Here is a 24,454-nt window from a genome sequence, read left to right as displayed (position 1 = left end):
GGCGGCCTTTTACAGCGCCTTGCGTGCACTCGTTTTGTTAGTCAATTGTTGGGAGGAAAGTTGTTGAAGATTCTCAGACCAAGAGAAGTAACTGACAGAAGGATTGCCTTATGGCGTTTGTCCGTTTCCATTGTAATGTTGGAATTACTTCACAAAGTTAATATAAAAGAAATCGTGTTTGCAAGACAATTAACAAAAAAGGGGACCGCCCTGCTGATGGACGGTCCCCCGGCTTGACATGAGGCGGAATACTACTTAAACGTCTTCAGCTTAATGTATTCCTGCAAATCGTTAGAGACAAAACCTTTGTTTTTCATGGAAGTAATGTACTCCGGCGTAATTTCCATCGATTTCAGGGCGACCAGCGTGTGCGGCGGAATATCTTTAAATCCGAGCGCCGCATATTCTTTTACAAATCCAGGCGTGATGCCTTGTGATTTGAAAGAAATTAGTTCGTGCGGTTCCAGGTGGGCATACCCTGCGTCCTGGAGCTCTTTGATATATGTACGTTCCACGCCCATCGATTTCAATGCCACCAGCTCATGAATGGGCAGGTCGGTGTAACCCAGTTCTTTCCAGGACCGGACATAATCTGGGGTGATATCCATCGATTTGGCGGCGATGAGTTGGTGCGGTTCCAGGTCTGTCAGCCCGGCTGCCTTTAACTCCTGTATGTAACTGGCGTCTACCTTCTGCGACTTCAGACCCACCAGGTCATGGATCGACAAGTCTTTATATCCTGCATCCGACCAGGACTTGACATACGCAGCGTCGATGTCCATCGACTTGGCGGCCATCAGTTCGTGAGGACCCAGGTCCTTTAACCCCGCGTCCTGCAGTTCTTTTAAATAACCGGCGTCGACGTTCATGGATTTCAGACCGGCCAGCTCATGCATCGCCAGGTCTTTATACCCCAGTTGCGCCCATGTCTGCGCATACGCCGGGGTGATGCCCATGGCTTTGGCGGTCGTCAGCTCACGCGGTTCCAGGTCTTTAAACCCGGCGGCCTGCCATTCTTTTACAAAGTTGCCGTCCACGTGGAGCGCCTTCAGCGATACCAGCTCATGCGGATCCAGGTGCGGATACCCCAGTTGTCTCCAGGAGTCGATATAGGCCGCATCGACCTTCATCGCGCACAACGAGCACAGATCGTGGATGGAAAGCTGTTTATAGCCCGCCTGCGCCAGGTCCTCCACCGCCTTCCGGGTCACATTCGCCCGGAAGACACGAAACATCTGGTCGTCCGATACATCGGCAAGCCCATGGCTTTTTAGAAAGACTTCAAAATCACTATTCTCTTTAAACGTAAAGTGACCATAGCCCTCGTTCCCGTCAAACAACCCGTTCAACACAAGCGTCCCCGCTTCCCGGGTGATCGTAAACTCACTTTTCGTCGTAGGCAGGGCCGAGAATTCCGACTTCAAAAACCACTCGGTATTCGTCCAATTGTCGTTCGCGTCCCCGCTCCGCATCGTCATTTCTACCGTATCTCCATCGATGGTGGCCATCCAGGTGCCGCTGCGATGGTCGCCATCGACCCTTATATCCACATCGGGCATCGGGTTGACATCGATGACGGGGGTGACCACCGGGTGTACGTTGACCATGGGCATCGGGTTCGGGACCGGGACCGCAACACTTACATCTAAGGGGTCCGGATTGGCAACGACAACCGGGTTCGGAACTACCGCGTATACCTGGGGTTCGCTCTCTCCATCCCGTTCCGTGATCGTACGTGGATTGCTGTTGGTATCTATTTTGTTCTCGATCACTTTCCTGACCCGGACTTGTTGGGCCTGTTGGGCCTTTTGGACCTGTTGGGCGGTAACCGCCAGCGTATGGTTAAATACGCAGACCATAACGGCCAGCAAAGGGACCAGGAAAAGATACTTCCAGGTCGTACCGGCCGAGGATTGTTTGGAATGCATCATTAGAATTCGTTTTTTGAGCAGTGATTGGTTATAGTTCGAAGTGATGCTCAGGGGCAGGTGCGGGACCGACACCTTCAGCAGGCTCAATTGATAGTTCGAGGGATTGATCCGGGGATTGTTGATCATCGCCGCGTCGGTAAGAAATTCGAGGTTATCCTCCAACGCCCGCCTGTACCACCAGGCAAAAGGATTAAACCACTGCAGGACGATCCCCAGCTCCGCCAGCAGGATGTCCACGCTGTGCCGCCCCCGGGCGTGCACCTTTTCGTGGGTCAGGATCTGCTGATAGGTCTCCTCGTCATACAACGAGGGATTGATAAAGATAATGCGTCCAAAAGAGCAGGGCGCCTTATCCCCCTTCGTCTCCACGATCCGGAAAGCCCCGTCCCGGATCACCTTCCCCTGCTTCACCTGGTACCAGACCACGACGAACTGGAGCAACAGGTTGAACGCAAAGATCAGGACCCCGCAGAAGTAGCCGTAATAAAGGATGGTCAGCACCAGCGACAGGGTGATCCCGTCCCAGATCCCGGGTGTCTCCGTGGTGGCCACGGGGGCCGGGCGATCGGGTGTGTGGGGGCCCGTGAGCGTCGATTCGACGGGCGCGGTGGCATGCGCACGGGGCGTTGCGGCGGGCGCGGTGCTCGCATATGTCGCGGAGGGCGCGTTGCTCGCATAATTTGCGGTAGGCGCGGTGCTCGCGGTAGGCACGGTGTTCGCAGTAGGCGCAGTACTCACAGTAGGCGCGGTGTTCGCGGTTATTATCGCGGCGCGTGCGTTTTCATACGCGGGGCCATTCGTGCGCATCGCATTGGCGGGGGTACGCATCGCTTCCGTCGTCGCTTTTTGAACGGGAGCCTTGGTCTCCGGGCGGATCGCAGCGGCGGTGAAGGGGCCGAACGTCTCCGGGTCGGGGGCCGCCGTGCCGGGCGCAACGGTGCTGGGGACGGATGTCGCGGCAGCGTCCCGGGCAGGTGTCGCAGCAGCGCCCTGGGCGGATGTCGTCGCGGGCAAGACCTCCTCCATTCGCTCGCGCAGCGACCATGCCCTGGGCACGGGAAGCAGCGGCAACACAAAGGAGCAAGCAAGCCCCCCCAGGAAAAACCACCGGTTCAACCGGAAAAAGGTCTCTTTGTGGAGCAGCAGGCGATAGAAGAGGAAGTAAACCGCCGTGACCATCGCAACGTACATGATATAGGGTATCATGGCTTCTTGGATTGTATGATTTTCAAGATCTCCTCCAGGTCCGTTTGGGATATTTTTTCTTCCTTGGCGAAAAAAGCGAGCATACTCGGGTAGGAGTCATTAAAATATTGTTTCACGATGTCCCCGAGGGTGTGTCTCTGGTAGGTTTCTTTGGAAACGACAGGGAAATAACGGAATGTATTCCCAAAGGCTTCGTGGTCCACAAACCCTTTTTCCTCCAGGATTTTTACCATGGTCGCCACCGAATTGTAGTGGGGTTTTGGGTCGGGCAGACCGGCAATGATATCCTTGACGTACGCCTTTTCCAGACGCCAAAGGACCTGCATGATCTGTTCTTCCCGTTTGGCAAGTTTTTGCATAGCTATATTCTTTTGGTAAACCTAATACTAATTAATTAGTTTTTCAACTAATCGATTAGTTTTTTGGAGGAAAAATAGGCACCCGGCCCCCGGCCGGCACCCAAAAAAGGGCCGCCAAGGGGGTGCCAAAAAGGTAATCGACTGAATGTCAATGGGAAAAACGGAGCCAACGCCTGGCGGGTGTTCGGTTACGATACGGGAACGTGTGCGGAGCGTACGGGGCCCTGGGGATTCCGGCGGATCCGGGTGCCCGACGGGGTGGACCGGCGGGGGTAGCCCGGCGGGGTGACCTGGCGGTGGTGGCCCGGCGGGGGTAGCCCGGCGGGGTGGCCTGACGGTGGTGGCCTGACGGTGGTGGCCCGGCGGGGTGGCCTGACGGTGGTGGCCTGACGGTGGTGGCCCGGCGGGGTGGCCTGGCGGTGGTGGCCTGGCGGTGGTGGCCCGCCCGATGCAGTTGTCCTCCTGCATCATTCAGTTATTCTCTTCACAAAGCACTTGTCGTTACGCAAGAACCCCATATGAAACAAACACTATTTTCAGTTACCCGAACCAAATCAATAGTCCATGAAACGCATTCTCTTTCCTTTGCTTGCATTTTCCGTGCTCCTCCTGACCGCAGGTTGTAAAAAGGACCTGAAGTCTTCCGTTGACTTAAGCAAAGGTGCAAAGGCATATAGCTCCAGTTGGCATGCGACCACGCCCACCAGCCAAATTATCCGTTTCGACCTCGATGACGGCCACGGGTCGAGCTGCCTGTTGTATTATGACCTAAGCGAGGACGTGGTCAAGCTTACTCAGTTTGTCGGGGCCAATATTACCGATTTGTGGTTGACCGAGGGGTTTCAGTTGGATGATGGTCAGTCTATCAATATCGGCCAATTTTATGACTACGTCATCGATCCTTATAACGCGACTGGTGGACTGAATGCCATCCCCTTCGATGCAAACGGCACGGGACATGAGGATCACGTGCTCCTGTATGCTCCGGGACAGGGCATAGCCTACCTTTTGAAATACGTGGGCGGAGGTGTTTGGCATTTGGATTGGCCATCATCGCTACAATATACAGGGGGAATCGGAGGCTATGACCTGATGAACGTAGGCGACAAAGTTATCTCCTATGATTACGGCAGTGGCGCCAAGAACGCGCTGATCTGTTACCGGCCGGGTTTTGGAAACATTTGGGTGATCACGAATACAGGCTCGGGAGACGCACCCGTTTGGAACGCCGTGGTAAGAGGCAGTGGCGGTATCGGCGGGTTTGACCTGAAAGGAGTGACGGACCAGGTGGTCGCCGAAGACAACTCTCCGGGGGTCATGGACCTGGTTTGCTATCGACCGGGATATGGTTACGTCTGGTATTTACACCACAATCAGTATAGCACCACTTTTTCTGCCCAGTATACCACCAGGAACGGGTTTTTTAATTTCAGTTTCCTGGATTTCCAGGACCGGATGATTGCCACCAATTTATCCGGGAGCACCGCCTCTACTGCCAATAACGACATGCTCTGCTATCGGCCTGGTGCCGGGATTGCCAGCCTCGTAGTCGATCATATGTACGGCAACACGGTAAATGGCGGGACTCCTCAAGGCCTGTATTACCCCATGACCATAAATCCTTATATCCCCAATACTACCTACACAGACATAGGAGACCACGTACTCAACTTCAACGCCAACGGCCTGGGAAACAGCAGCCTGGTCTTTTACAGCAATGGAGGCGGCAATCCATCGGAGGTGTATGAACTCAATCCCAACACGAATTCATACATACAAATTTATTAAGATATCCATACAGCCTCCGGCCGGTGCTCAAAAAAGAAGCCGCCGGTGCAGTTGTTTTTTAAAAGACGCAGTTATTTTATAAACACGGCATTTATCAACATGTAAGGATAGTTAATTATAATTTTTCCCGCTTCACGCAATAAAATATTTATCCAGATCGAAAGGTGTGATTTGAAATTATCCCTACTTTCGATTTCGAAAACTTCAAACCTTGAAAAAACCCAGTTAAAACCAAAACCGTTTTTCACATCTCTTCAGCCTCGTAACATCAAACAGGAAATTCCTGTATTTCATTAACGCGCATCTGCCTCACCGGCACGATCGACAGGATTCTATTGCCGTAAACTGTAAACCTATAATTACCTAAACAAATCAATTAAACTATGAAACGCAATTCCAGCTTCGTTTTGGCTCTGGCAGCGCTTGTCCTGTCCGCAGGATGCAGTAAAAACCCTCTTTCCTCTTCCGTCGACGTGTCCAAGGGCGCCAAAGCGGGCTTCCCGTCGAACTCGTATTGGCAAACACCCAGCGCCGCAGGAAGGCTTATCCGCTTTGACATCGGTGATGGCAACGGGTCGGACTGTCTGTTGAGCTATGACCTCGTGAACAACTTTTTTTCGATCACGCAGGTTAGCGGCACTACCGGCACCACGATCATTTCCGACAACCAGGGGATCCCGATGGCCGGCGGCTCCTACTTCAGTCTCAACGAATATGCCGGTGATGTTACCGACAATTTCAACGAGATCGGCGGCATCCACATCATTCCCTACGATGCAAACGGAACAGGACATGAAGATCACCTGTTGCTCTATATTCCGGGGCGCGGGATCTGGTACCTTTTCAACTATGCCGGCGATGGAAAATTCAACGTCCAGGGGTCAGGCACCAATGGGATCGGCGGTTACGATCTCGCGGGATCGACCAAAACGGACAAGATCATCGCTTATGACTACGGCAGCGGTTACAAAAATGCCCTGATCTGTTACCGTCCGGGCAATGGCTATGCCTGGGTGATCGAAAATACAGCGTCAGCCGGGGCCACCCCCAACTGGGTAGCCGTTGTAAAAGGCTCCAGTGGGATCGGCGGTTTCGACCTGAAAGGGACGAGTGACCAGATCATCACAGAAGACTACAACCCCGGTTATCAGGACCTGGTCTGTTATCGCCCCGGCTATGGCTATGTCTGGTACCTGACGCATACGCCCAACAGCACGAATTTTACCGCGAGCTATACTTCCCGTAGCGGTCTCTCTGCCAATGGCTATACCAGCAATTTCATGGATTATCAGGACCGGATGTTCCCGAGCAATGTATCCGGGAGCACGGGAAGCACTGCCAATAATACGCTGTTCTGTTATCGTCCGGGCACGTCCGGCTCAAGCAACGTTTTTGCAGTCAGCGGCAACACCGTCAGCGGGGGTGGAACGTATTCCGGGTTGAGTTACACCATGCCCTACAACCCGTACGGTTCTCCCTATACTTATATTGGGGATCATGTGCTGAGCTTTAGCGGCAACGGATACGGTAACAGCAGCCTGGTATTTTACTCCAACGGAGGCGGTAACCAATCTCAGATATACGAGTTGAATCCCCAGACGTCAACCTATTCTCAGGCATATTAATCGAGTCAACCATGAAACACCATTTCAACCTTCTTCTTGGCTTATCCGTGCTCATCCTGACCGCAGGATGTAGCAAGAACCCGCTTACGTCGTCTGTTGGTCTTACCAAAGGCGCGAAAGCAGGGTTCGTGTCAAACGCGGATTGGCAGGCGCCCAGTGCCACCGGCAGGGTCATCCGCTATGACATCGGTGACGGCCACGGGTCGGACTGTCTGTTCACCTATGACATCGGAAACGGGCATGTCACGCTCACACAGGTCAGCGGCACCAACTCGACCACCATTTATTCGGGCACCGGGATCCCGACGCTCAACGCGGGTACCATCAGTGTCAGCCAGTATAACACCGATTGCACGGATAATTTCAACGAGCTCGGCGGGGTTCACATCATCCCCTACGACGCGATCGGGAACGGTCACGAGGACCATCTGCTGTTGTATATTCCCGGAAGGGGCATCTTATACCTCCTGCAATATAATGGCAACGGCGAGTGGGAGGAGGATTGGCATTCCACGACGGGCATCGGCGGATACGACCTCGCGGGAGCAACCAAGACGGACAAGATCATCGCCTATGATTATGGCAGTGGTTATAAAAACGCCTTGATCTGTTACCGGCCGGGCAATGGGTATTGCTGGGTGATCGAGAATACAAACGTCGTAACCGCGCCCATCTGGACCGCGGTGGTAAAAGGCAGTTCCGGTATCGGCGGGTTCGACCTGAAAGGAACCAGCGACCAGATCATCGCCGAGGACTATAACCCGGGGGCCATGGACCTGGTGTGCTATCGCCCCGGTTATGGTTATCTTTGGTACCTGACCCACAGTGCGAATAGCACGAACTTTACGGCGACCTATACCACCCGTAGCGGTTTCAACAATTTCAACTTCGAAGACTACCAGGACCGGGTGTTTGCCAGTAATATTTCAGGGAGTACCGCCGCCAACGCGGACAATACCCTGTTCTGTTACCGTCCGGGCGGCGGCAACGTGACCGTTGTCGATGCGGTGAGCGGCAATACGGTCAGTGGGGGCGCTCCTCCGGGTGGCTTCTATTATTATCCCTTTTCCTACAATCCGTATGGATCCCCCTATACTTATATAGGAGACCATATGCTTAACTTTGCCGGAAACGGATATGGGAATAGCAGTCTGTTGTGTTATTCGAATGGAGGCGGAAGCTCCCAAGTCTACGAATACAGCCCGCAGACACAAAACTATACCCAGGTATATTAAACCATGAATAGCAAGCCATTTTTACTGGCAGTCATACTTTTATCACTCAAGGCCTCCCTCTTCGCGCAGACCCTCGTCGGCGTGGAGGGGGGCCTTAGTTATAATACCTATCATACGAATATCGCCAACAGGGCGGCAACCAGCCTGACTGGCAATTCGGGTTTCACCGTCGGAATTCCGATCCTCTACAGGATATATCCCTGGTTATACATTACTGCCATCCCGGGACTTGTGCAAAAAGGGTATACCATGAACCGGACGGATTCCCTGGCGGGCGAATACGACCGGCACAAGAACACGTACCTTCAACTGCCCGTCGGCGCCCACCTGGAGTACGGGGGACGACGCCTTCGGTTCGGGTTGGATGCGGGGTTGTATGCCGGCTATTGGCTGTATGGACGGGTCAAAGGCCGGACCGCGGATATATTTAACGGCACCTCCGCAAACGGTGGCGAGCAATTCCAGCTCGACAGCTACAACCAGTCCTATTCTTTTCTTTCGGAGCGGGATAACCGCTGGGAAGAAGGATGGTGGCTCGGGCCGGGAATACAATATCTGTTGACCGGTTACTGCCGGGTAACGGTCGCGGCCAGGTACTATCAATCCCTGACCAGCCAGGAAAAAACAGCGGCCAGCGCCATACCCGCCTATAACCGCACCTGGACATTTTCGATCGGTGCTGCATGGTCAATACACAAGTCAAAACCGCGCACATGAAGCGATACCGGCCATTCATACTGCTTTCCCTGATAACCTTGGCGGCCTGCAAGAAAAATATCTCCAATCCTGTTAGTGATTTGCCCCCATCGACTTTTAGCCAGGCATTCGACGAATTCTGGAATGAGCTAAACGTGAACTATGTGTATTGGGATGTCGATACGACCAACTGGGACGCAATGTACCAGCGATACAAACCACTGTTCGACAGCCTGAAGATCGACGACACGGCTGACCTCTCCAAGTCGGTTGGTTATTTCCGTCAAATGACCGATGGTTTGATCGACCACCATTTCTCCATTGCCTTCACCAACAACGTGCTGAAAGACTCCAGCGTCATTCCATCCTATGATCAATGGCGAAAGGATCCGGCCTTCCGGTTTCCCTATTCCTATATCGGAACGGATGAACGCTACCTCGATTCGGGCTACCGCATGGGGAATAATCTGCTACCGGGGTCCGGCAACTACGTCCTGGCGGTTTCCGGGACGATCCACGGCAATATCCTGTTCTTTACCTGTAACCAGTTCCAATTATCCGCCTCCTTTGGGTCAGTGGCGGGCAACGGCGTTCAGCTGGTGTTGAATTATTTCTTCCAGCGCCTGGAAAACCCCACCGGCCTGAAAGCTGTCGTACTGGATTTCCGCGACAACCCGGGCGGGGACGTCAACGACCTGAATTTCCTGGCGGGACACTTTATCGATCAGTCGTTGCATTTTGGCTATACGCGCAACAAAAGCGGCAACGGCCGGCTGGATTATACGCCCTGGATCGATGCGGCGGTGGTACCCCAGTCGGGTGCCCAGGCGGTTACGCTTCCGGTCATCATCTTAGCCGACAAATATTCCCAGTCCATGGCTGAGATCATGACTATGGCCTTGCGAACCCTGCCCCAATGCCGGGTGGTGGGCGAAACGACTTTTGGGGCCACGGGGCCTTTCGCGGCCAATGCCCTGTACGATGACGGTTCCTTTTCATTGCCGGGCTTTCTTTCCGTGACCACGTCCTCCGTCGAATTCAAATACATCGACGGGAAAATGTATGAGGGAAAAGGGTTCCCCCCGGACTATCCTGTAGCCTTCAATGTGAAGGCGCTGGATACCCTTGATGATCCCCAAATGGATAAAGCGCTGTCGCTCGTACAATAACCGCGGCGGGCGTTTAGTTGCCCACCATAAACACGGCATTGCAGAACAACAGTTTGCCGTTCTCCCAAAAGTCGCGGAACAACGGATCGTCGGCGAGGAAGACGATTTTACCGCGTCCCATGTCCTCGACACCGAAAAGAAGGCCGTCCTCCATTTGTTGTCTGGCCTTGCTGCCGACAAAGCCGCTCACATAGTTGTCCTTTTTGAGAATGCCGACATTCCAGCCCTCTTCCATGAATTGGTAAACGGTATTGTCCTGGCGGAGGGTGTAGTAATAGGAAGGAAAACCAAAGGCCAGGGGATGGGTATTGTCAAGATCGACGCGGTAGATGGCGCCGGGCACGGATCCGCGCAGCTCATCCCGGTCACGGTTGGCGTAGTCTTTCAGATAAGCGTAAGGATCCGTTTTGTCTTCTTCGTCCTTTTTGTCTTCACCGCTCTTTTTGGCCTTGAATCCCCAATCGTTATTGGCAAGACCGGTAGCGGCGCTTTCCAGGGCAACCAGCCGGCCACCCTGGTTGACCCAGGCGCGGAGGGCGTCGGACACTTTTTTGTCGGTCATCCAGGGATAGTATCCGTCGGGGAGAATAAATACGTCAAAGGCATTCCAGTCGATCCTTGCAAAGTTCGAGGCGTTGACAAGGGCAAGAGGGTATCGCAGCTCGTGTTCGAAAAGGTACCAGATCTCTCCCGCAGAAGTGGAGGAAATATTGTCCCCCGTGAGCACAGCCACCCGGGGCGTCTTGAGCGGCCGGACTTCGCTGCTGCCAAAGTCAAAACCTTTGTCGACGAAACCGGTGCTCAGGGGAACCGGTGCAACGTCGTTTATTTCGGCCACCTGCGCCATCAATGAAGGGAAATCGTCCTTTACACTGGCATTGCCTGTGGCGAGGATCAGGAGGGAACCTGCGCCAAAGGTCCGTCCACCCTCTTCGAAGGGGCGCTGGTTGACGCGGACCTTTACGTGGTGGCTGACCAGGTAGCTCATGGCTGCGGCGCTGTGGATGTCGGTCCAGGGGATGAGGTAGCCGTAGGGTGCGGCGCCGGCCGCTGTCGCGGGGGCGGCGGTCGCGGGGGCGGTGGTCGCGGGAGCGCGGGCCGCTGTCGCTGGGTCGTTGGTCGCGGGAGCGCCAGACGAAAGCGGCGGGTACGCGACCCAACCGGTGTCCACGGGGAGTGGCGCCAGCAGGTGCACTGCGGGGGCTTCCTTCAGGGCGATGGTATGGAGCCCGTACACATACGGCAGGGACCATGCTGTGATATCGTAGGTCGCCGAATCGCTGATTTTGGAGTCGGGCTCGAACAGGACTTTGACGAGTGTAGCCTTGACCTGGCGGGCGGGGATGACGAGGTCTCCCGGGTGGAGGGTGTAGGGCGCGCCCTGGGCGCGGGTAAAATAGTCCCAACCCCTGACGGAACCGGAGGCGGTGCCGTAACGGACCAGGTTTCTATCGAGGAGGGCGCGGAGGTCATTGATCCGGCCGGTGGAGGCGCTGTCGGCGCAAACCACGTAGGCCTGATAGGGTCCCTCGCCGGTTTCGGCGCTCCGGCGAAAATAAGTGTGGAATTCGCGGATGAGGTCGGTGGCGTGTTGGGAGCCCATTTCGATGGTGCTTATCCCGGTTGTGAAGTGGTGCAGGATGCGGTCACGAAGGGTCAGGGTGTCGCCGGTTTCGGTGAGCACCGCCAGGCCTCCGCGGGGTCCCCCACCCTGCTCGTACGTCATCCCGATGGAGCCGTTGTAGATGGGGTAGGTATCGCCATAACTGGGATAAAAGAGGTCGAATTCCTGTTTGGTAAAAAAGAGCCAGCCGTTTTGGTCGAAATAGCGCGCGTTGTTTTTCCCGATGGCGACCTGGAAGTCGCGTTGCCAGCGGGTGATGACTTCGTGGTAGGGTTCCGCGGCGGGTGCAAAATAATACGGCGCGTCTACGCCCTGTTCGTGGTAATCGACATGGACCTGGGGCAACCACTCGTTGTAGAGGGCTACGCGCTTCCTGGATTCGAGCTGGGTTTGCCAGAACCAGTCACGGTTGAGGTCGAAATTGTAATGGTTGGTTCTGCCCCCGGGCCAGGGTTCGTCGTGCTCCCTGGCAGGCCAGTTGGGATCGGGGTTGTCACCGACGACGCCATTGAACCAGTGGACATAGCGGTCCCTTCCATCGGGGTTGAGACAGGGATCGATGATGACCAGGGTATTCTTGAGATAGTCCCTGGCACGGGTGTTGGTGGGATCAACCAGGGCGTACAGGGTTTGCATGGCCGCCTCCGAGGAAGAGGGCTCGTTCCCGTGTACGTTGTAGCTGAGCCAGACGAGGACGGGTGTGGATTCGGTGGGCGCTTCGTCGGTCAATACACCGGCCAGGCGCAGGTTGTTCCGGCGGATGTCTTCGAGATGGGCGATGTTGTCCGGGTTTCCTATAAAAGCGACCATCAGCGGCCGGCCTTCATTGGTTTGGCCATACTTCTGGAGTTTGACCATTTGGGGATTGGCGGCGGCCACCGCTTCGAAATACTGTACGATCCTGTAGTGGGGCGTATAATGTGCCCCCAGCGGATAACCCAAAAAGGCTTCGGGAGAAGGTGTTTGCGCGCAAAGGGTGGTGGCCTGGGCACACAGGATCATCAGCAGGAAGCGGAATTTTTTCATACATCCGTAATATAGACTTATTTGCGTAAATTTTGGTGACATCGACACACATGAAGAGGCATACTTTAATCCTGTTACTGTTAGGGTTCACCGTTAGCGGTGGATTGCGCGCGCAAAAGGTCGTTACGGCCACCCACGGGGTCGTCGTTTCGGCGCATGCCCTGGCCAGCCAGGCAGGGCTGGACATTTTGAAAAAAGGAGGGAATGCCGTGGATGCGGCGATCACGACCGAATTGACCCTGGCGGTGGTTTTCCCCGGGGCGGGGAACATCGGCGGGGGCGGTTTTATGATTGCCCACCTCGCGGACGGACGTTCGCTGGCGCTGGACTTTAGGGAAGCCGCGCCGGAAAAGGCGTCCAGGGATATGTACATCGACAGCACGGGGAAGGCCCGCACGGACTGGTCACAAACCGGACACCTGGCCTGCGGGGTCCCAGGAACCATTGCGGGCATGTTCGCCGCGCACCCATACGGCCGCCTTCCTTTCCGGGAGCTGATCCAGCCGGCGATCGACCTGGCGGAAAACGGCTTTGTGCTGAACGAATCGGAGGCCGCGAACCTCAACAACACGCGGGAAACCTTTTTGAAAAACAATACCGTTCCCATCGCCTTTGTACGGGACCGGCCCTGGAAAGCCGGAGACACGCTGGTGCAAAAAGACCTGGCTGCCACGCTACGGCGTATCCGGGACAAGGGAGCCAAAGGATTTTATGAAGGCGAGACGGCGGCCTATATTGTTGCCGAGATGCATCGGGGCGGGGGCCTGATCAGCCTGGAGGATCTCCGGTCGTACAAGGCGAAGGAAAGAGCGATCCTTACTTTTCCCTACCGTTCCTACACCGTCCTGACCATGCCTATGCCCAGCAGCGGCGGGCTTTTACTGGGTCAGATGCTCAAAATGATCGAACACAACCCGGCCCTGGCGCAAGGGTACGCCTCTGCCGCCGCCGATCAGCTCATGATCGAAGCGGAGCGGAGGGCGTTTGCCGACCGCGCCACATTTATGGGAGACCCCGATTTTGTAAAAGTCCCGGTCGTCACCCTGCTAAGTGACAAGTACCTGCAGGGCCGGATGCAGGATTTCACCCCCGGTAAGGCCGGCAGCAGCCAAAACATCCAGGCCGGTGTCATTGCCCCCGAGAGCACCGAAACCACGCACTTCGACGTTATCGATAAAGACGGCAACTGTGTCTCCGTCACCACCACCCTGAACGGCTGGTACGGGAGCAAGACGGTCGCGGGGAAGGCGGGCTTTTTCCTCAACAACGAGATGGACGACTTTAGCATTAAGCCTGGGGTCCCCAATATGTTCGGGGCCATCGGCGGAACGGCCAATGCCATCCAACCCCACAAACGCATGCTCAGCTCCATGACCCCGACCATCGTGCTCCGGGACGGCAAACCGTTCCTGATTGCGGGTACGCCGGGAGGGACGACCATTCCGACCTCCGTTTTCCAGACCATAGTAGACATCATCGATTTTCACCTGAGCCCGGAAGACGCCGTCAACGTCCCCAAGTTCCATCACCAATGGCTTCCCGACGAGGTCGACCTCGAAAAGGGATTCCCCGATACTACGGCTGCCTCGCTGGCACAGATGGGATACACCCTCAAACACTGGGGCCGGATCGGGGCGACCGAGGTGATCATGATCCAGCCGGACGGCACGTATAAGGGTGTCGCCGACGGCCGTGGCAACGACGCCGCCGCGGGATATTAAAAACTTCTTGTTATGTCGATAGCCTCCATGTACAAAGAATCTTTGCTCAACCGCCTGTTCGCCCTGCGCGCACTGGGCGACAAGACCTTCGATCAACTCTCCGAGGAGGAAATGTATTTCCGGCCCGAAGACGGGTCCAACAGCATCGCCGTGATCATCCGGCACCTCCATGGCAACATGCTGAGCCGGTTCACCAATTTCCTGGTGGAAGACGGTGAAAAATCCTGGCGCGACCGGGACGCAGAATTCACCGATGAGCGCGTCCCGAAATTTCAACTGCTTTCGCTTTGGGAAGACGGGTGGGCCTGCACGCTTGGCGCCATCCACGCTATGTCGGACGCAGACCTGGAACGTACGGTCACGATCCGCGGGGAACCCCATAGCGTCGTCGACGCCCTCAACCGCAACCTTGGCCACTCGGCCTATCACGTCGGCCAGATCGTTTACCTCGGCAAGGTGATCCGGGCGGGCGCCTGGAAAAACCTGTCGGTGCCCCTGGGCCAATCCAAAGAACATACTGCCGCGATGCGGCGGAAATTCGGGCAGGAGCCATGAGTGCGGGGGAGCACCCGCAGGGCGCGGGGCCTGGGGGCGCGGGCGCTCACGGAGCCCGGAGGGAGGCCGCGGGCCCCGCGGACGCGCCCGGGCGGTTTATTCACCTGGATGGGCGGACCTACCTGTTTTTCTCCGGCTATTCCTACCTGGGGATGTCGCACGTGCCGGCTTTTACGGAATTGTTGAAAGAGGGGATCGACCGGTATGGTGTCGTCTTTCCCTCTTCACGGGTGTCCAATACGCCGCTGCCGTTGTATCGCCACCTGGAGCATTACCTGAGCCAGCTCACGGGGTCGGAGGCAACGGTGTCCTTTGCCTCCGGCTACCTGGCCTGCCAGGCGGTGGGGCATTTGCTGGCGGACGCAGGCGAGGTGCTGGTGGCGCCGGGGACACACCCGGCGACGGGGTTGGGGCGGAGCGCGCACGCGGCGGGCGGTACCGGTGCGAGCGGCGGTGCGGGCGCGAGCGGCGCGCACGCGGCGGGCGATGGGCACGCGGCGGACCCTGCCGCAGCGCCGGCTTACGACGCCTGGTGCGCGTGGGTGCTCCGGCACACGCGGTCGTCCGCGGCGCGCGCATTCGTCCTCGTTATGGATTCGGTAGCCCCGCTGGAGGGCTCCGTCCACAACTTCATGTTTCTGCAGGATCTGCCGAGGGACAAGCGGTTTATCGTGGTGATCGACGACTCGCACGGGATCGGGTGGATGGGGGAGCACGGGGAAGGGATCAGCGGGGCGTTGATGCGGCTGCCGCACGTCGAATATGTGTTGGTTTATTCGCTGTCGAAGGCGTTGCATGTACAGGGAGGCGCGGTGGGGTGTACGCAGCGGATGGCGGAAAGGCTGAGGCGTTCGCCCTTTTATACGGCGGCGACGGCGATGGCGCCTTGTTTTGCCCACGCGTTGTTGCAGGCGGGGCCGCTGTACGAGGTGCAGCGGACACTGCTGGCCCGAAATGTGGCGGCGTTGACGCGGATGGCGGAGGGAACGGGGCTGGTGCCGACGCGCACGCCGGTGTTCCTCTGGGGCAATCCGCCGAGCGAGGGTCAGGCGCCGCGGAGCGCGGACGGGGTGCCGCGGGACGCGGACGGGGCGCCGCAGGGGCTGGGCGCCTACCTGAAAAGCGAGGGCATCCTGATCTCCTCTTTCGCCTACCCCGACCCGGAAGGCCCCCCCGTGGAACGGGTCGTCGTGAGTGCCCTGCACCAGGAAGAGGATATGAAAATGTTAGCCGGCCGGCTGTTATTTTTCCCACCATCCTTACACTAATAGCGTATTGGAACTGGCGAACCGACAAAATGAATTCGCTCGCCTCATGGAGGCGAACCGGGCCTTGATCTTCAAGGTCTGTCACCTGTATGGCAAAACGGAGGCGGATCGCGAGGACTTGTTCCAGGAGATCGTATTCCAGCTTTGGAAGAGCTTTTCGACGTTCCGCGGGGAAGCGGCTTTTACGACCTGGATGTACCGGGTGGCGCTGAATACGGCGCTTTCGGGGGTCCGGAAGGATCAGTTGGGGCGGCTGACGACGTATGTGGAAGAACTGCCGGTTCATCTGGCGCAGGACGACCGGGGGGCGGAGGTAAGGGAGCAAATGGAGCAACTACGGCGGGCCATTGACCGGTTGAGCGGGGTGGAGAAAAGTATCGTCATGCTCTACCTGGAAGAAAAGTCTTACGAAGAAATGGAGGCCATCCTCGGAATCAAGGTGGTCAACCTAAGGGTAAAAATGAACCGGATCAAGGAAAAACTCAGGAAGTTAACGCACACACCCGTTTGAACATGGAACTAGATCAGCTTAAAGATTCCTGGCGTCAACTGGACGACGCGCCGCCGCTGCGGGTGGACCTCCCTGCCCTGTTGCAAAAGGCAGAGAGGGCTGCGGCCGGGCCCCTAAGGCGGATGAAACGGAACGTCCTTTTGCAGTCGGTGACCCTGGTCATTGTGTATGTGCTGGCCTATACACAGTTCCAGGGGCCGGAGCGGATACCGGTCGGCGTCTTTTACCTGCTCATGATCCTCACGGCGGGCGTCTATTATGGTAAGAAGTACCGGCTGCTCAAAAACATGGAGAACATCCGGGCGGACGAGGACCTGCTGACGAATTTCACCCACCAGTTGGAACGCTTCAAAAGCCTGATCGGGCTGGAGCTGTGGATTACCTATATGTTGCTGCTCCTGGTGATGTGGTTTGTGTGCTGGCTGTTGTGGGCGTACCAAAGACACGACTTCTATTCTTTTCTGGGTTTGCCGCTTCACCGGGGACAGGAAGCCCTGGTCGTCGGGGGCTGGACCTTGTGCGCCTTTGCGCTGATGGTACCGGGTCATTATGTGACGATCTGGTACAATCAGCGGCGGTATGGACGGCATATCGACGCCCTGGAGAAGACCTTGCAGGAGTTGGAGCAATAATGCCTACTTTTAGGGCATGTACCGTTTGCTTCTGTTCCTATTGTCTGCACTCCTGGCCGTATCCCCGGGAGCGAAGGCCCAGCAAAACTCCCTACTCTGGGAAATCAGCGGACGGGGTCTTCTCCATCCCTCCTACCTTTTCGGGACGATTCACATGATCTGCCCGGATGATTTTTTCCTGACACCGGCGATGAAGTCGACCTTTGAAAAGGCCCATACCGTATACCTGGAAATCAACCTGGACGATCCTTCCGCACCGATGAAGCTGATGGGGATGATCCAGTATAAGGACGGCCGGAAGCTGAGCGACTTTTTCGATTCGGCGGACTACAAGGACCTGGGCCGGTTTGTCAAGGACTCCATGAAGATGGACGTGCACTTTTTCGAAAAATTCAAGCCGCTGATGCTGTACAGCATGATGAGTGCAAAGATGCTGCCCTGCGCCAAGGAACAGGCGTACGAGACGGAATTTGTCGAGATGGCCAGGGACCGGAACAAACCGATCCGCGGACTGGAAACCATGGAAGAACAGGTATCGATCTTCGACAGCATCCCGGGTAAGATCCAGGCGGGCATGATCATGGACATGGTACGGCATTACGATTCCCAGAAGCTGGACTTTCACCGTATGGTGGCCTTTTACAAGGCCCAGGAGGTGGACTCCCTTTACCAGATGCTCCAGGAGTCGCCGGATACAAAAATTGACCAGGACCTGCTGCTCAACCGGCGGAACCGCAAATGGGTGCCCCTGATCGGGGCGGCCATCCGGCAGGGGCCTTGCTTTATTGCCGTGGGAGCGGGACACCTCGGGGGTCCCCAGGGATTGCTGAGCCTGCTGCGGCGCCAGGGGTATACTGTTAAACCTGTGCAATAACGCTCGCCGGACCACCGTTTGGTATTATTTTTAGGGATTGGTTTACTTTTACGGTGCATGTCGGTATTCAGAAAGATCAGCCGTTTTTTTATACGCCTTGTAGCCATCCTGCTACTACTGGTCCTGTCCCTGTGGCTCCTTATCCAGACAGACCCGGTGCAGAACTGGTTACTGGGCAGGGTAACGACTATTCTTTCCCGCGACCTGAAGACCTCCGTCAGCGTCCGCCACATCAACTTTATACCATTTAACCAGGTGGCCCTCCAGGGGGTGCTGGTCCGGGACCTGCGCCAGGATACCCTGTTGTATGCCGGGGCGGTCAACGTCAATATTACCGACTGGTTTTTCCTCAAAAGTGCGTTCGACCTGGAATACATAGGCCTCCAGGACGCGCGGGTGAACCTGACGCGGTCGGACTCGACCTGGAACTACGGTTTCCTGGTGGATTATTTCTCCACGCCGGGTCCGTCAAACGGGTCCCCAAAGAAAGGAGCCGCCATTTCGCTCAAGGAGGTGCGGCTGTCGGATGTGGTCGTGTCCCAGGTGGACAAATGGATAGGTCAGGACATGGTCGTGGAGGTGGGGCATTTGCACCTGCAAGCCAATGAGGCCAACCTCAATACCAAAAAAGTAGATATTGACGCGTTGTCGACCACACGGCTGAGCTTTATGTTAAAGAATTACCCGGGGAACCGGCCGGATTCGCTGAAACCGAAGGATACCCCGATGCCGAAGGATACCCCGGTGCCGAAGGAGGCGTCCCGGGTCGCCGCGGGGAAGGGCCCCCACCCTTTGGAATGGAACGAGGACGGCTGGGTCGTCTCCATCCACCAGCTGAACATGGACGACTGCCGGTTCCGGAACGAGGGATATACCCCCGGGCGGGGGTTGTTTAGCTGGTTTGATCCCCAGCACATCGACTTTAACCACGTCAACGCCCACATCAACCATGTCCGCTTTGAAAAAGATACCCTGTCCGCCTCCATCGCGACGCTGGGGACAAAGGAGCGGTCCGGGTTCGAGGTCAAAAAACTGACGGCGCACGTCAAATTCACCCCCCGGGCGATGGAGTTCCGGCAGCTCGACGTCACCACGAACCGGAGCAGGCTCCGGGATTATTTCGCGATGCGGTACGAGAACTTCAACGATGACATGGCGGACTTCGTGAATAAGGTGAATATGAAGGCGGACCTCAAAAACAGCCTTGTTTCCACGGACGACATCGCCTTTTTCGCACCTGAGCTAAGGACCTGGAAAAAACTGGTGGACCTGACGGGTAAGGGAGAGGGGCCGGTGGCGGCCCTCAAGGGGCACGACCTTACCCTCAAAGTGGGGCAGACGACCTTTATCAACGGGGACTTTTCGATGACGGGTCTCCCGGACATCAACCGGACGGTCATGAATTTTTCCCTGAACGAGCTCCGGACGACCTTTGACGACGCATCGGACATCGTGCCGGAGCTTCGGCAGGTGACCGAACCCAACCTAAGTACGCTCCGGAGCATCCGTTACAGGGGCAGCTTTACCGGGAAGATCGACGACTTTGTCGTTAACGGGGACCTGCAAACCAACCTGGGCAGGGTCGTGAGCGACCTGAACCTGACACTGCCGGAGAAAGGGACGCCTTCCTATAAAGGAAAGATCACCGTCACGGAATTTGACCTGGGAACCCTCACAGGGGTGGACGAGGTCGGTAACTTCAGCTTTGACGGCACGGTGGATGGAAAAGGGTTTTCCTTCGACCAGCTCGACGCCACCCTCAAGGGTCAGATCGCCGACGCGAACATCCACCATTATACATACAAAAACCTCACCGTAGAAGGGGTTTTCCGCAAAAAGCTTTTTGACGGGACCCTGTCCATAGACGACCCGAATGCCGCCTTTGCCCTGAATGGGAAGATCCAGTTGGACAAGGCTGCCCCTGTCTTTAACTTCGACGCGGACATCACCCGCCTGAATTTCCAGCCCCTGGGGCTGATCGACAGGAACCTGGCATTCCAGGGGAAGCTGGCGTTGAACTTTGCCGGGCGGAACATCGATGACTTTACCGGTACCGCCAGGGTCTTTGACGCCACCCTGAGCAACGAAGGGGAGCCCTTGTCTTTCGATTCCCTGAGCCTTACGTCGGATACGCTGGAAGGTAAAAAGGTCCTCACCCTGCAAAGTCTCCCGGTGAACGCGCGGGTAGAGGGACAGTACCATATCCTGGAGCTGCCGAAGGTTGTCCAGTGGTACCTGGGTAAGTACTACCCTTCGTACATACAGCCCATCGCGCAGCCGCCCTTGCAGGAGGACTTTACTTTCGCAGTGCATACCGACGACGTAGAAGATTACCTGGACCTTTTGAAAATGCCGTTGTCCGGGTTTGACAACAGCGATATTTCAGGCCGGATCAGCACGGTGAACCACGTCTTCAACGTGGACGTGAACGTGCCCGAGTTTGGCTATAAACAGTTTGACTTTAGTGACATCGACCTCAAGGCCCAGGGGGATGACCAGCGCATCCGCCTGGAAGGCCTGCTGGGAGAAATCGACCTGAACGACTCGCTCCGCCTGCCCAACACCCGGATCAGCATGGCCGCGCAAAATGACAATTCCGTCATCGCCCTGGAAACAAGCGCCAACCAGAACCTGAACTCCGCCATCCTCACGGTCAAGGTGCACAATACGGCCGACGGGATCAGCGCGCATTTTGACTCGTCCTCGTTTGTGCTCAACGACAAAAAGTGGTTGATCGCCTCGAACGGCGAAATCGACCTCAAAAAGAACTGGATCCAGATCAGGGACCTGAAGGTGTCTTCCGCCCTGGAACAGATAGCGCTCTCCACCCATCCTTCAGAGACGGACCCCGCATCCAACGACATACAGGCGGACCTCACCAATGTCACCATCGAGGACCTGCTCCCATTGGTGTTAAAGGATCCCCGGCTGGAAGGACAGCTGAACGGCACGGTCGTCATGCGGGATCCTTTTGGCAAGATGGCCTTGGAGACAAATACCCTGGTCAACCGGTTCCGCTTTGAAAGCGACTCGATAGGAAAGGTGGAAGCCACGTCTACGTATGACGGGAGCGGGCACCTGAAGTTCCACATCGGCTCGGACAACCCTCACTATAACTTTGACATCAACGGGGGGCTCGACCTGAAGGATTCGCTCAACCGGAGCATCGACGCCTCGATTAACCTCAACAATACCTCCCTTCACCTGCTGGAACACTACCTGGACTTCTTGTTTTCGGATATCGACGGGACTGCCACCGGGACCATCCGTTTGACGGGTCCCCTGAGCGATCCGCAAATGACGGGCCGGGCAACCGTCCATAACGGGAGCCTGAGGATCAATTATACGCGTTGTAAATATTTGTTTGACAACGAGGACATCGACTTCACACCGGGCGTGATCGACTTCGGGCAAATCACCCTGCGGGATACCCTCCACAATACCGCCATTCTGCAAGGCAGCATGAACCACGACTTCTTCAAGGACATGAGCTTTAACCTCCGGTTGAATACGGACAGGCTGCTGGTGCTCAATACGACGGCCCGGGACAACAAAAACTTTTATGGTAAGGCAGTGGCCAGGGTAAACGCTTCCCTGACCGGGCCGGAATCCAACATATTGCTGAAGATCAACAGGGCTGAAGCGGTGGACAGCTCCAATATTTACCTTCCCAACGGGGCTTCAAAAGCCGGTTCGTTGCCTACGTTTATCGTATTCAAGGAATACGGCCGGGAAATGCAGGGGGAGGAACCGGAATTCCGGAGCCCGTCCAATTTTACGGTGGACATGAACCTCCAGGTCAACAGCTTTGCCACGATCTATGTCCTCCTCGACCCGACCAACGGGGACGTGGTCCGGGCCCAGGGGAACGGGAACCTCCTGATCCGCGCCGGTACCGCCACCCCGCTGACGATCAACGGCACCTACAATATCGAACGGGGGGAGTATACGTATATCTATTCGAATATCGGGCTGCGGAGACCTTTTTCACTGACCGACGGGAGCATCCGCTGGACGGGCGATCCCTATAAGGCATACATCGATATCAACGCGTCTTACCTGGCCCAGGACGTCACCCTTCCCACGATCATCACATCCACGCTGGCGACGATCGTGCAGTCGTCAGACATCATCATCCTTTGCCACCTGACCAACACCCTGGACCATCCGGACATCAACTTTGAATTCCAACTACCCCCGGACAACCCCTATAAGGGCGACCCAGTGGTGGCGGCGCAACTCAAAAAATACGAGGATGATAAAAGCGAAATGAACAAACAGGTGGCCAGTTTACTGGGTTTCGGCACCTTTATCTCCAGCCAGGATGCCCTGGCCGCCAACCCCAACAGCAGCACCATCGTCGCCAATACCCTGGGCCAGGTGGTGGCGGGCCAGTTGAGCAACACCGTTCGCGAGCTTGTTAAAAAGGTGTTGAAAAACAATACGATAGATCCTTATATTTCGATCAACCCGGCCTTTGCCATCCAAAACGCCAACCAATCCAACTTCAACTGGGTGACCAATGCCGGCAAAGCGGGGATCAATAAGTACTTCCTCAGCGGGCGGGTGATCGTCAAAGCAGGTGCCACGGTCGACTATTCGACCGTCCCTCTCTTTACACAGGGCAACACGGACCTGCTGACCTCACCGGACCTGGCGGCCCAATGGAGCATCACCCCGGACGGCCACCTTCGCCTCGTGGGGTATAACCGTACGAACTACGACATGACATATGGGCGTTCCAACCGGACGGGGCTCAGCCTGAACTACCGGAAAGACTTCGACCGGCTCATCGACCTTTTTGTCAATGAGCGCAAGCGCGTGAATGCGAAGCGTCCGGCGCCGCCGTCGGGGGGGACAAACTAAGGGCGCCCCTTGTGAGGGCGCCCCGGCTTATTTCAAAATTTCGTGTCCCAGGCGGTCCCGCTTCGTTTGCAAATACCGCTCGTTGTGGGGATTAGGATCGATGCGAATGGGCACCGTCTCAACGATCTCCAGGCCATATCCCAAAAGACCGGCCCGTTTCCGCGGGTTGTTGCTCATCAGGCGGAGCTGGGTGATCCCCAGGTAGCGCAGGATCTGTGCACCCACGCCATAGTCCCGGTCGTCCATCCCAAAACCCAAATGGAGGTTGGCCTCCACGGTATCCATACCTTCTTCCTGGAGCTTATAGGCCTTGAGCTTGTTGAGCAACCCGATACCGCGGCCTTCCTGGTTCATGTACAGGAGTACGCCCTTGCCCTCGCGTTCGATCATTTCCATGGCTGTGTGGAGCTGTTCGCCGCAGTCACAACGCATGGACCCCATGATGTCCCCGGTGAAACAGGAAGAGTGTACCCGGGTCAGGACCGGCTCCCCGGGCTCCCAGGAGCCCTTGATCAACGCCAGGTGCTCGTTTTTGGTCCCCTTTTCGTGGAAAGCGATGAGTTTGAAATGCCCCCATTTGGTGGGCATGTCTACCCGGACGACCTCTTCGATGAGGGAATCGGTTTTCAGGCGGTATTCGATCAGGTCCTTGATGGATATGAGTTTCAGGTCGAAGGTTTTGGCGATGACCTCCAGTTGGGGGAGCCGGGCCATGGTCCCGTCCTCGTTCATGATCTCCACCAGAACGCCCGCGGCGTCAAAACCGGCCAGGCGGGCCAGATCGATGGTGGCCTCGGTATGCCCGGTCCGGCGAAGAACGCCTTCCTTTTTGGCCTTCAGGGGGAAAATATGCCCCGGTCTGCCGAGGTCCTCGGGGGTCGTGGCGGGGTCGATCAGCGCCTGTACGGTCTTGGCCCGGTCGTGGGCGGATATGCCCGTGGTACAGCCGTGACCGATCAGGTCGACCGATACGGTGAACGGGGTTTGGTGCAGGGCCGTATTGTTGGTGACCATGAGGTCCAGTTGGAGCGCCTCGCACCGGTCTTCCGGAAGGGGTGCACAAATCAGCCCCCTGCCGTGTTTGCTCATGAAATTGATGATCTCGGGGGTGACGTTAGCAGCCGCGGTGATAAAATCGCCCTCATTCTCACGGTCTTCGTCGTCCACGACGATGACCAGTTTACCTTGTTTTATATCTTCTATAGCGCTTTGTATACTATCCATAAACACTCCTTTATAGTAATGCAAAATTAGTGAATTCGGGGGTCTTCCCCATCTGTCACCACAAGCGGCTCATAGTCAATACGTGGTCTTCCCCCTCTAGGAAAGCTTGCTTCGTCCTAACAATTTGTTAATATTTAGCTCAAA

16 protein-coding genes are annotated in these 24,454 nt (G+C 56.3%); 12 read left to right on the top strand and 4 right to left on the bottom strand.

The window, feature by feature from the left end:
• Positions 1-251: 251 nt before the first annotated feature.
• A complete protein-coding gene (locus tag EDB95_RS21660; protein WP_133997169.1) occupies positions 252-3,137 on the bottom strand; it encodes a M56 family metallopeptidase in 2,886 nt (961 codons plus the stop codon).
• The gene (locus EDB95_RS21655; RefSeq protein ID WP_133997167.1) at positions 3,134-3,496 is read right to left on the bottom strand and encodes a BlaI/MecI/CopY family transcriptional regulator; all 363 of its coding nucleotides are present in this window, start codon (positions 3,494-3,496) and stop codon (positions 3,134-3,136) included. Before EDB95_RS21655 ends, EDB95_RS21660 begins: the two co-directional genes overlap by 4 nt.
• A 564-nt stretch (positions 3,497-4,060) precedes the next feature.
• Between EDB95_RS21655 and EDB95_RS21650 the strand changes: the two genes are divergently transcribed.
• From EDB95_RS21650 to EDB95_RS21630, 5 genes are all read left to right on the top strand, one after another.
• Positions 4,061-5,284, top strand: a complete 1,224-nt coding sequence (locus EDB95_RS21650) for a hypothetical protein (RefSeq protein WP_133997164.1) — start codon at positions 4,061-4,063, stop codon at positions 5,282-5,284.
• A 383-nt stretch (positions 5,285-5,667) separates the two neighbouring features.
• Positions 5,668-6,909: a hypothetical protein gene (locus tag EDB95_RS21645; protein WP_133997160.1), complete on the top strand. Its 1,242-nt coding sequence runs from the start codon at positions 5,668-5,670 to the stop codon at positions 6,907-6,909.
• Positions 6,910-6,920: 11 nt separating this feature from the next.
• Positions 6,921-8,144 (top strand): hypothetical protein, encoded by a 1,224-nt coding sequence (locus EDB95_RS21640; protein WP_133997157.1) that lies wholly within the window; start codon positions 6,921-6,923, stop codon positions 8,142-8,144.
• 3 nt (positions 8,145-8,147) lie between these two features.
• Positions 8,148-8,861, top strand: a complete 714-nt coding sequence (locus EDB95_RS21635) for a porin family protein (RefSeq protein WP_133997154.1) — start codon at positions 8,148-8,150, stop codon at positions 8,859-8,861.
• Positions 8,858-10,009 carry a S41 family peptidase gene (locus EDB95_RS21630; protein ID WP_162852717.1) on the top strand — a complete coding sequence of 384 codons (1,152 nt, stop codon included), beginning with the start codon at positions 8,858-8,860 and terminating at the stop codon, positions 10,007-10,009. The genes EDB95_RS21635 and EDB95_RS21630 overlap by 4 nt, the downstream gene beginning before the upstream one ends.
• Positions 10,010-10,022: 13 nt before the next feature.
• On the opposite strand, the gene EDB95_RS21625 is transcribed toward EDB95_RS21630, so the two are convergent.
• Complete coding sequence (locus EDB95_RS21625; RefSeq protein ID WP_133997148.1) at positions 10,023-12,659, bottom strand: M14 family metallopeptidase; 2,637 nt, start codon at positions 12,657-12,659, stop codon at positions 10,023-10,025.
• Between the two features lie 50 nt (positions 12,660-12,709).
• Here EDB95_RS21625 and ggt point away from each other — a divergent pair, with 50 nt between their 5' ends.
• The 7 genes from ggt to EDB95_RS21590 are packed head-to-tail and all read left to right on the top strand — an operon-like array spanning position 12,710 to position 23,086.
• Complete coding sequence (ggt, locus tag EDB95_RS21620; RefSeq protein ID WP_133997145.1) at positions 12,710-14,380, top strand: gamma-glutamyltransferase; 1,671 nt, start codon at positions 12,710-12,712, stop codon at positions 14,378-14,380.
• Between the two features lie 12 nt (positions 14,381-14,392).
• Complete coding sequence (locus EDB95_RS21615) at positions 14,393-14,935, top strand: DUF1572 family protein (RefSeq protein WP_133997142.1); 543 nt, start codon at positions 14,393-14,395, stop codon at positions 14,933-14,935.
• A complete protein-coding gene (locus tag EDB95_RS21610; protein ID WP_133997139.1) occupies positions 14,932-16,203 on the top strand; it encodes an aminotransferase class I/II-fold pyridoxal phosphate-dependent enzyme in 1,272 nt (423 codons plus the stop codon). Before EDB95_RS21615 ends, EDB95_RS21610 begins: the two co-directional genes overlap by 4 nt.
• Before the next feature lie 7 nt (positions 16,204-16,210).
• Complete coding sequence (locus EDB95_RS21605) at positions 16,211-16,714, top strand: RNA polymerase sigma factor (RefSeq protein ID WP_394346389.1); 504 nt, start codon at positions 16,211-16,213, stop codon at positions 16,712-16,714.
• A complete protein-coding gene (locus EDB95_RS21600; RefSeq protein WP_162852716.1) occupies positions 16,711-17,346 on the top strand; it encodes a hypothetical protein in 636 nt (211 codons plus the stop codon). Before EDB95_RS21605 ends, EDB95_RS21600 begins: the two co-directional genes overlap by 4 nt.
• 16 nt (positions 17,347-17,362) lie before the next feature.
• Entirely contained in the window at positions 17,363-18,220 is an 858-nt protein-coding gene (locus EDB95_RS21595) for a TraB/GumN family protein (RefSeq protein ID WP_133997129.1), read from the top strand.
• Positions 18,221-18,277: 57 nt separating this feature from the next.
• Positions 18,278-23,086 carry a translocation/assembly module TamB domain-containing protein gene (locus EDB95_RS21590; protein ID WP_133997126.1) on the top strand — a complete coding sequence of 1,603 codons (4,809 nt, stop codon included), beginning with the start codon at positions 18,278-18,280 and terminating at the stop codon, positions 23,084-23,086.
• Between the two features lie 27 nt (positions 23,087-23,113).
• On the opposite strand, the gene EDB95_RS21585 is transcribed toward EDB95_RS21590, so the two are convergent.
• Positions 23,114-24,310 carry a bifunctional 3,4-dihydroxy-2-butanone-4-phosphate synthase/GTP cyclohydrolase II gene (locus tag EDB95_RS21585; protein WP_133997123.1) on the bottom strand — a complete coding sequence of 399 codons (1,197 nt, stop codon included), beginning with the start codon at positions 24,308-24,310 and terminating at the stop codon, positions 23,114-23,116.
• Positions 24,311-24,454 lie beyond the last annotated feature (144 nt).

The organism is Dinghuibacter silviterrae, assembly GCF_004366355.1.
GTDB classification, from domain to species: domain Bacteria; phylum Bacteroidota; class Bacteroidia; order Chitinophagales; family Chitinophagaceae; genus Dinghuibacter; species Dinghuibacter silviterrae.
This window is presented reverse-complemented; position numbering and strand designations above follow the sequence as displayed.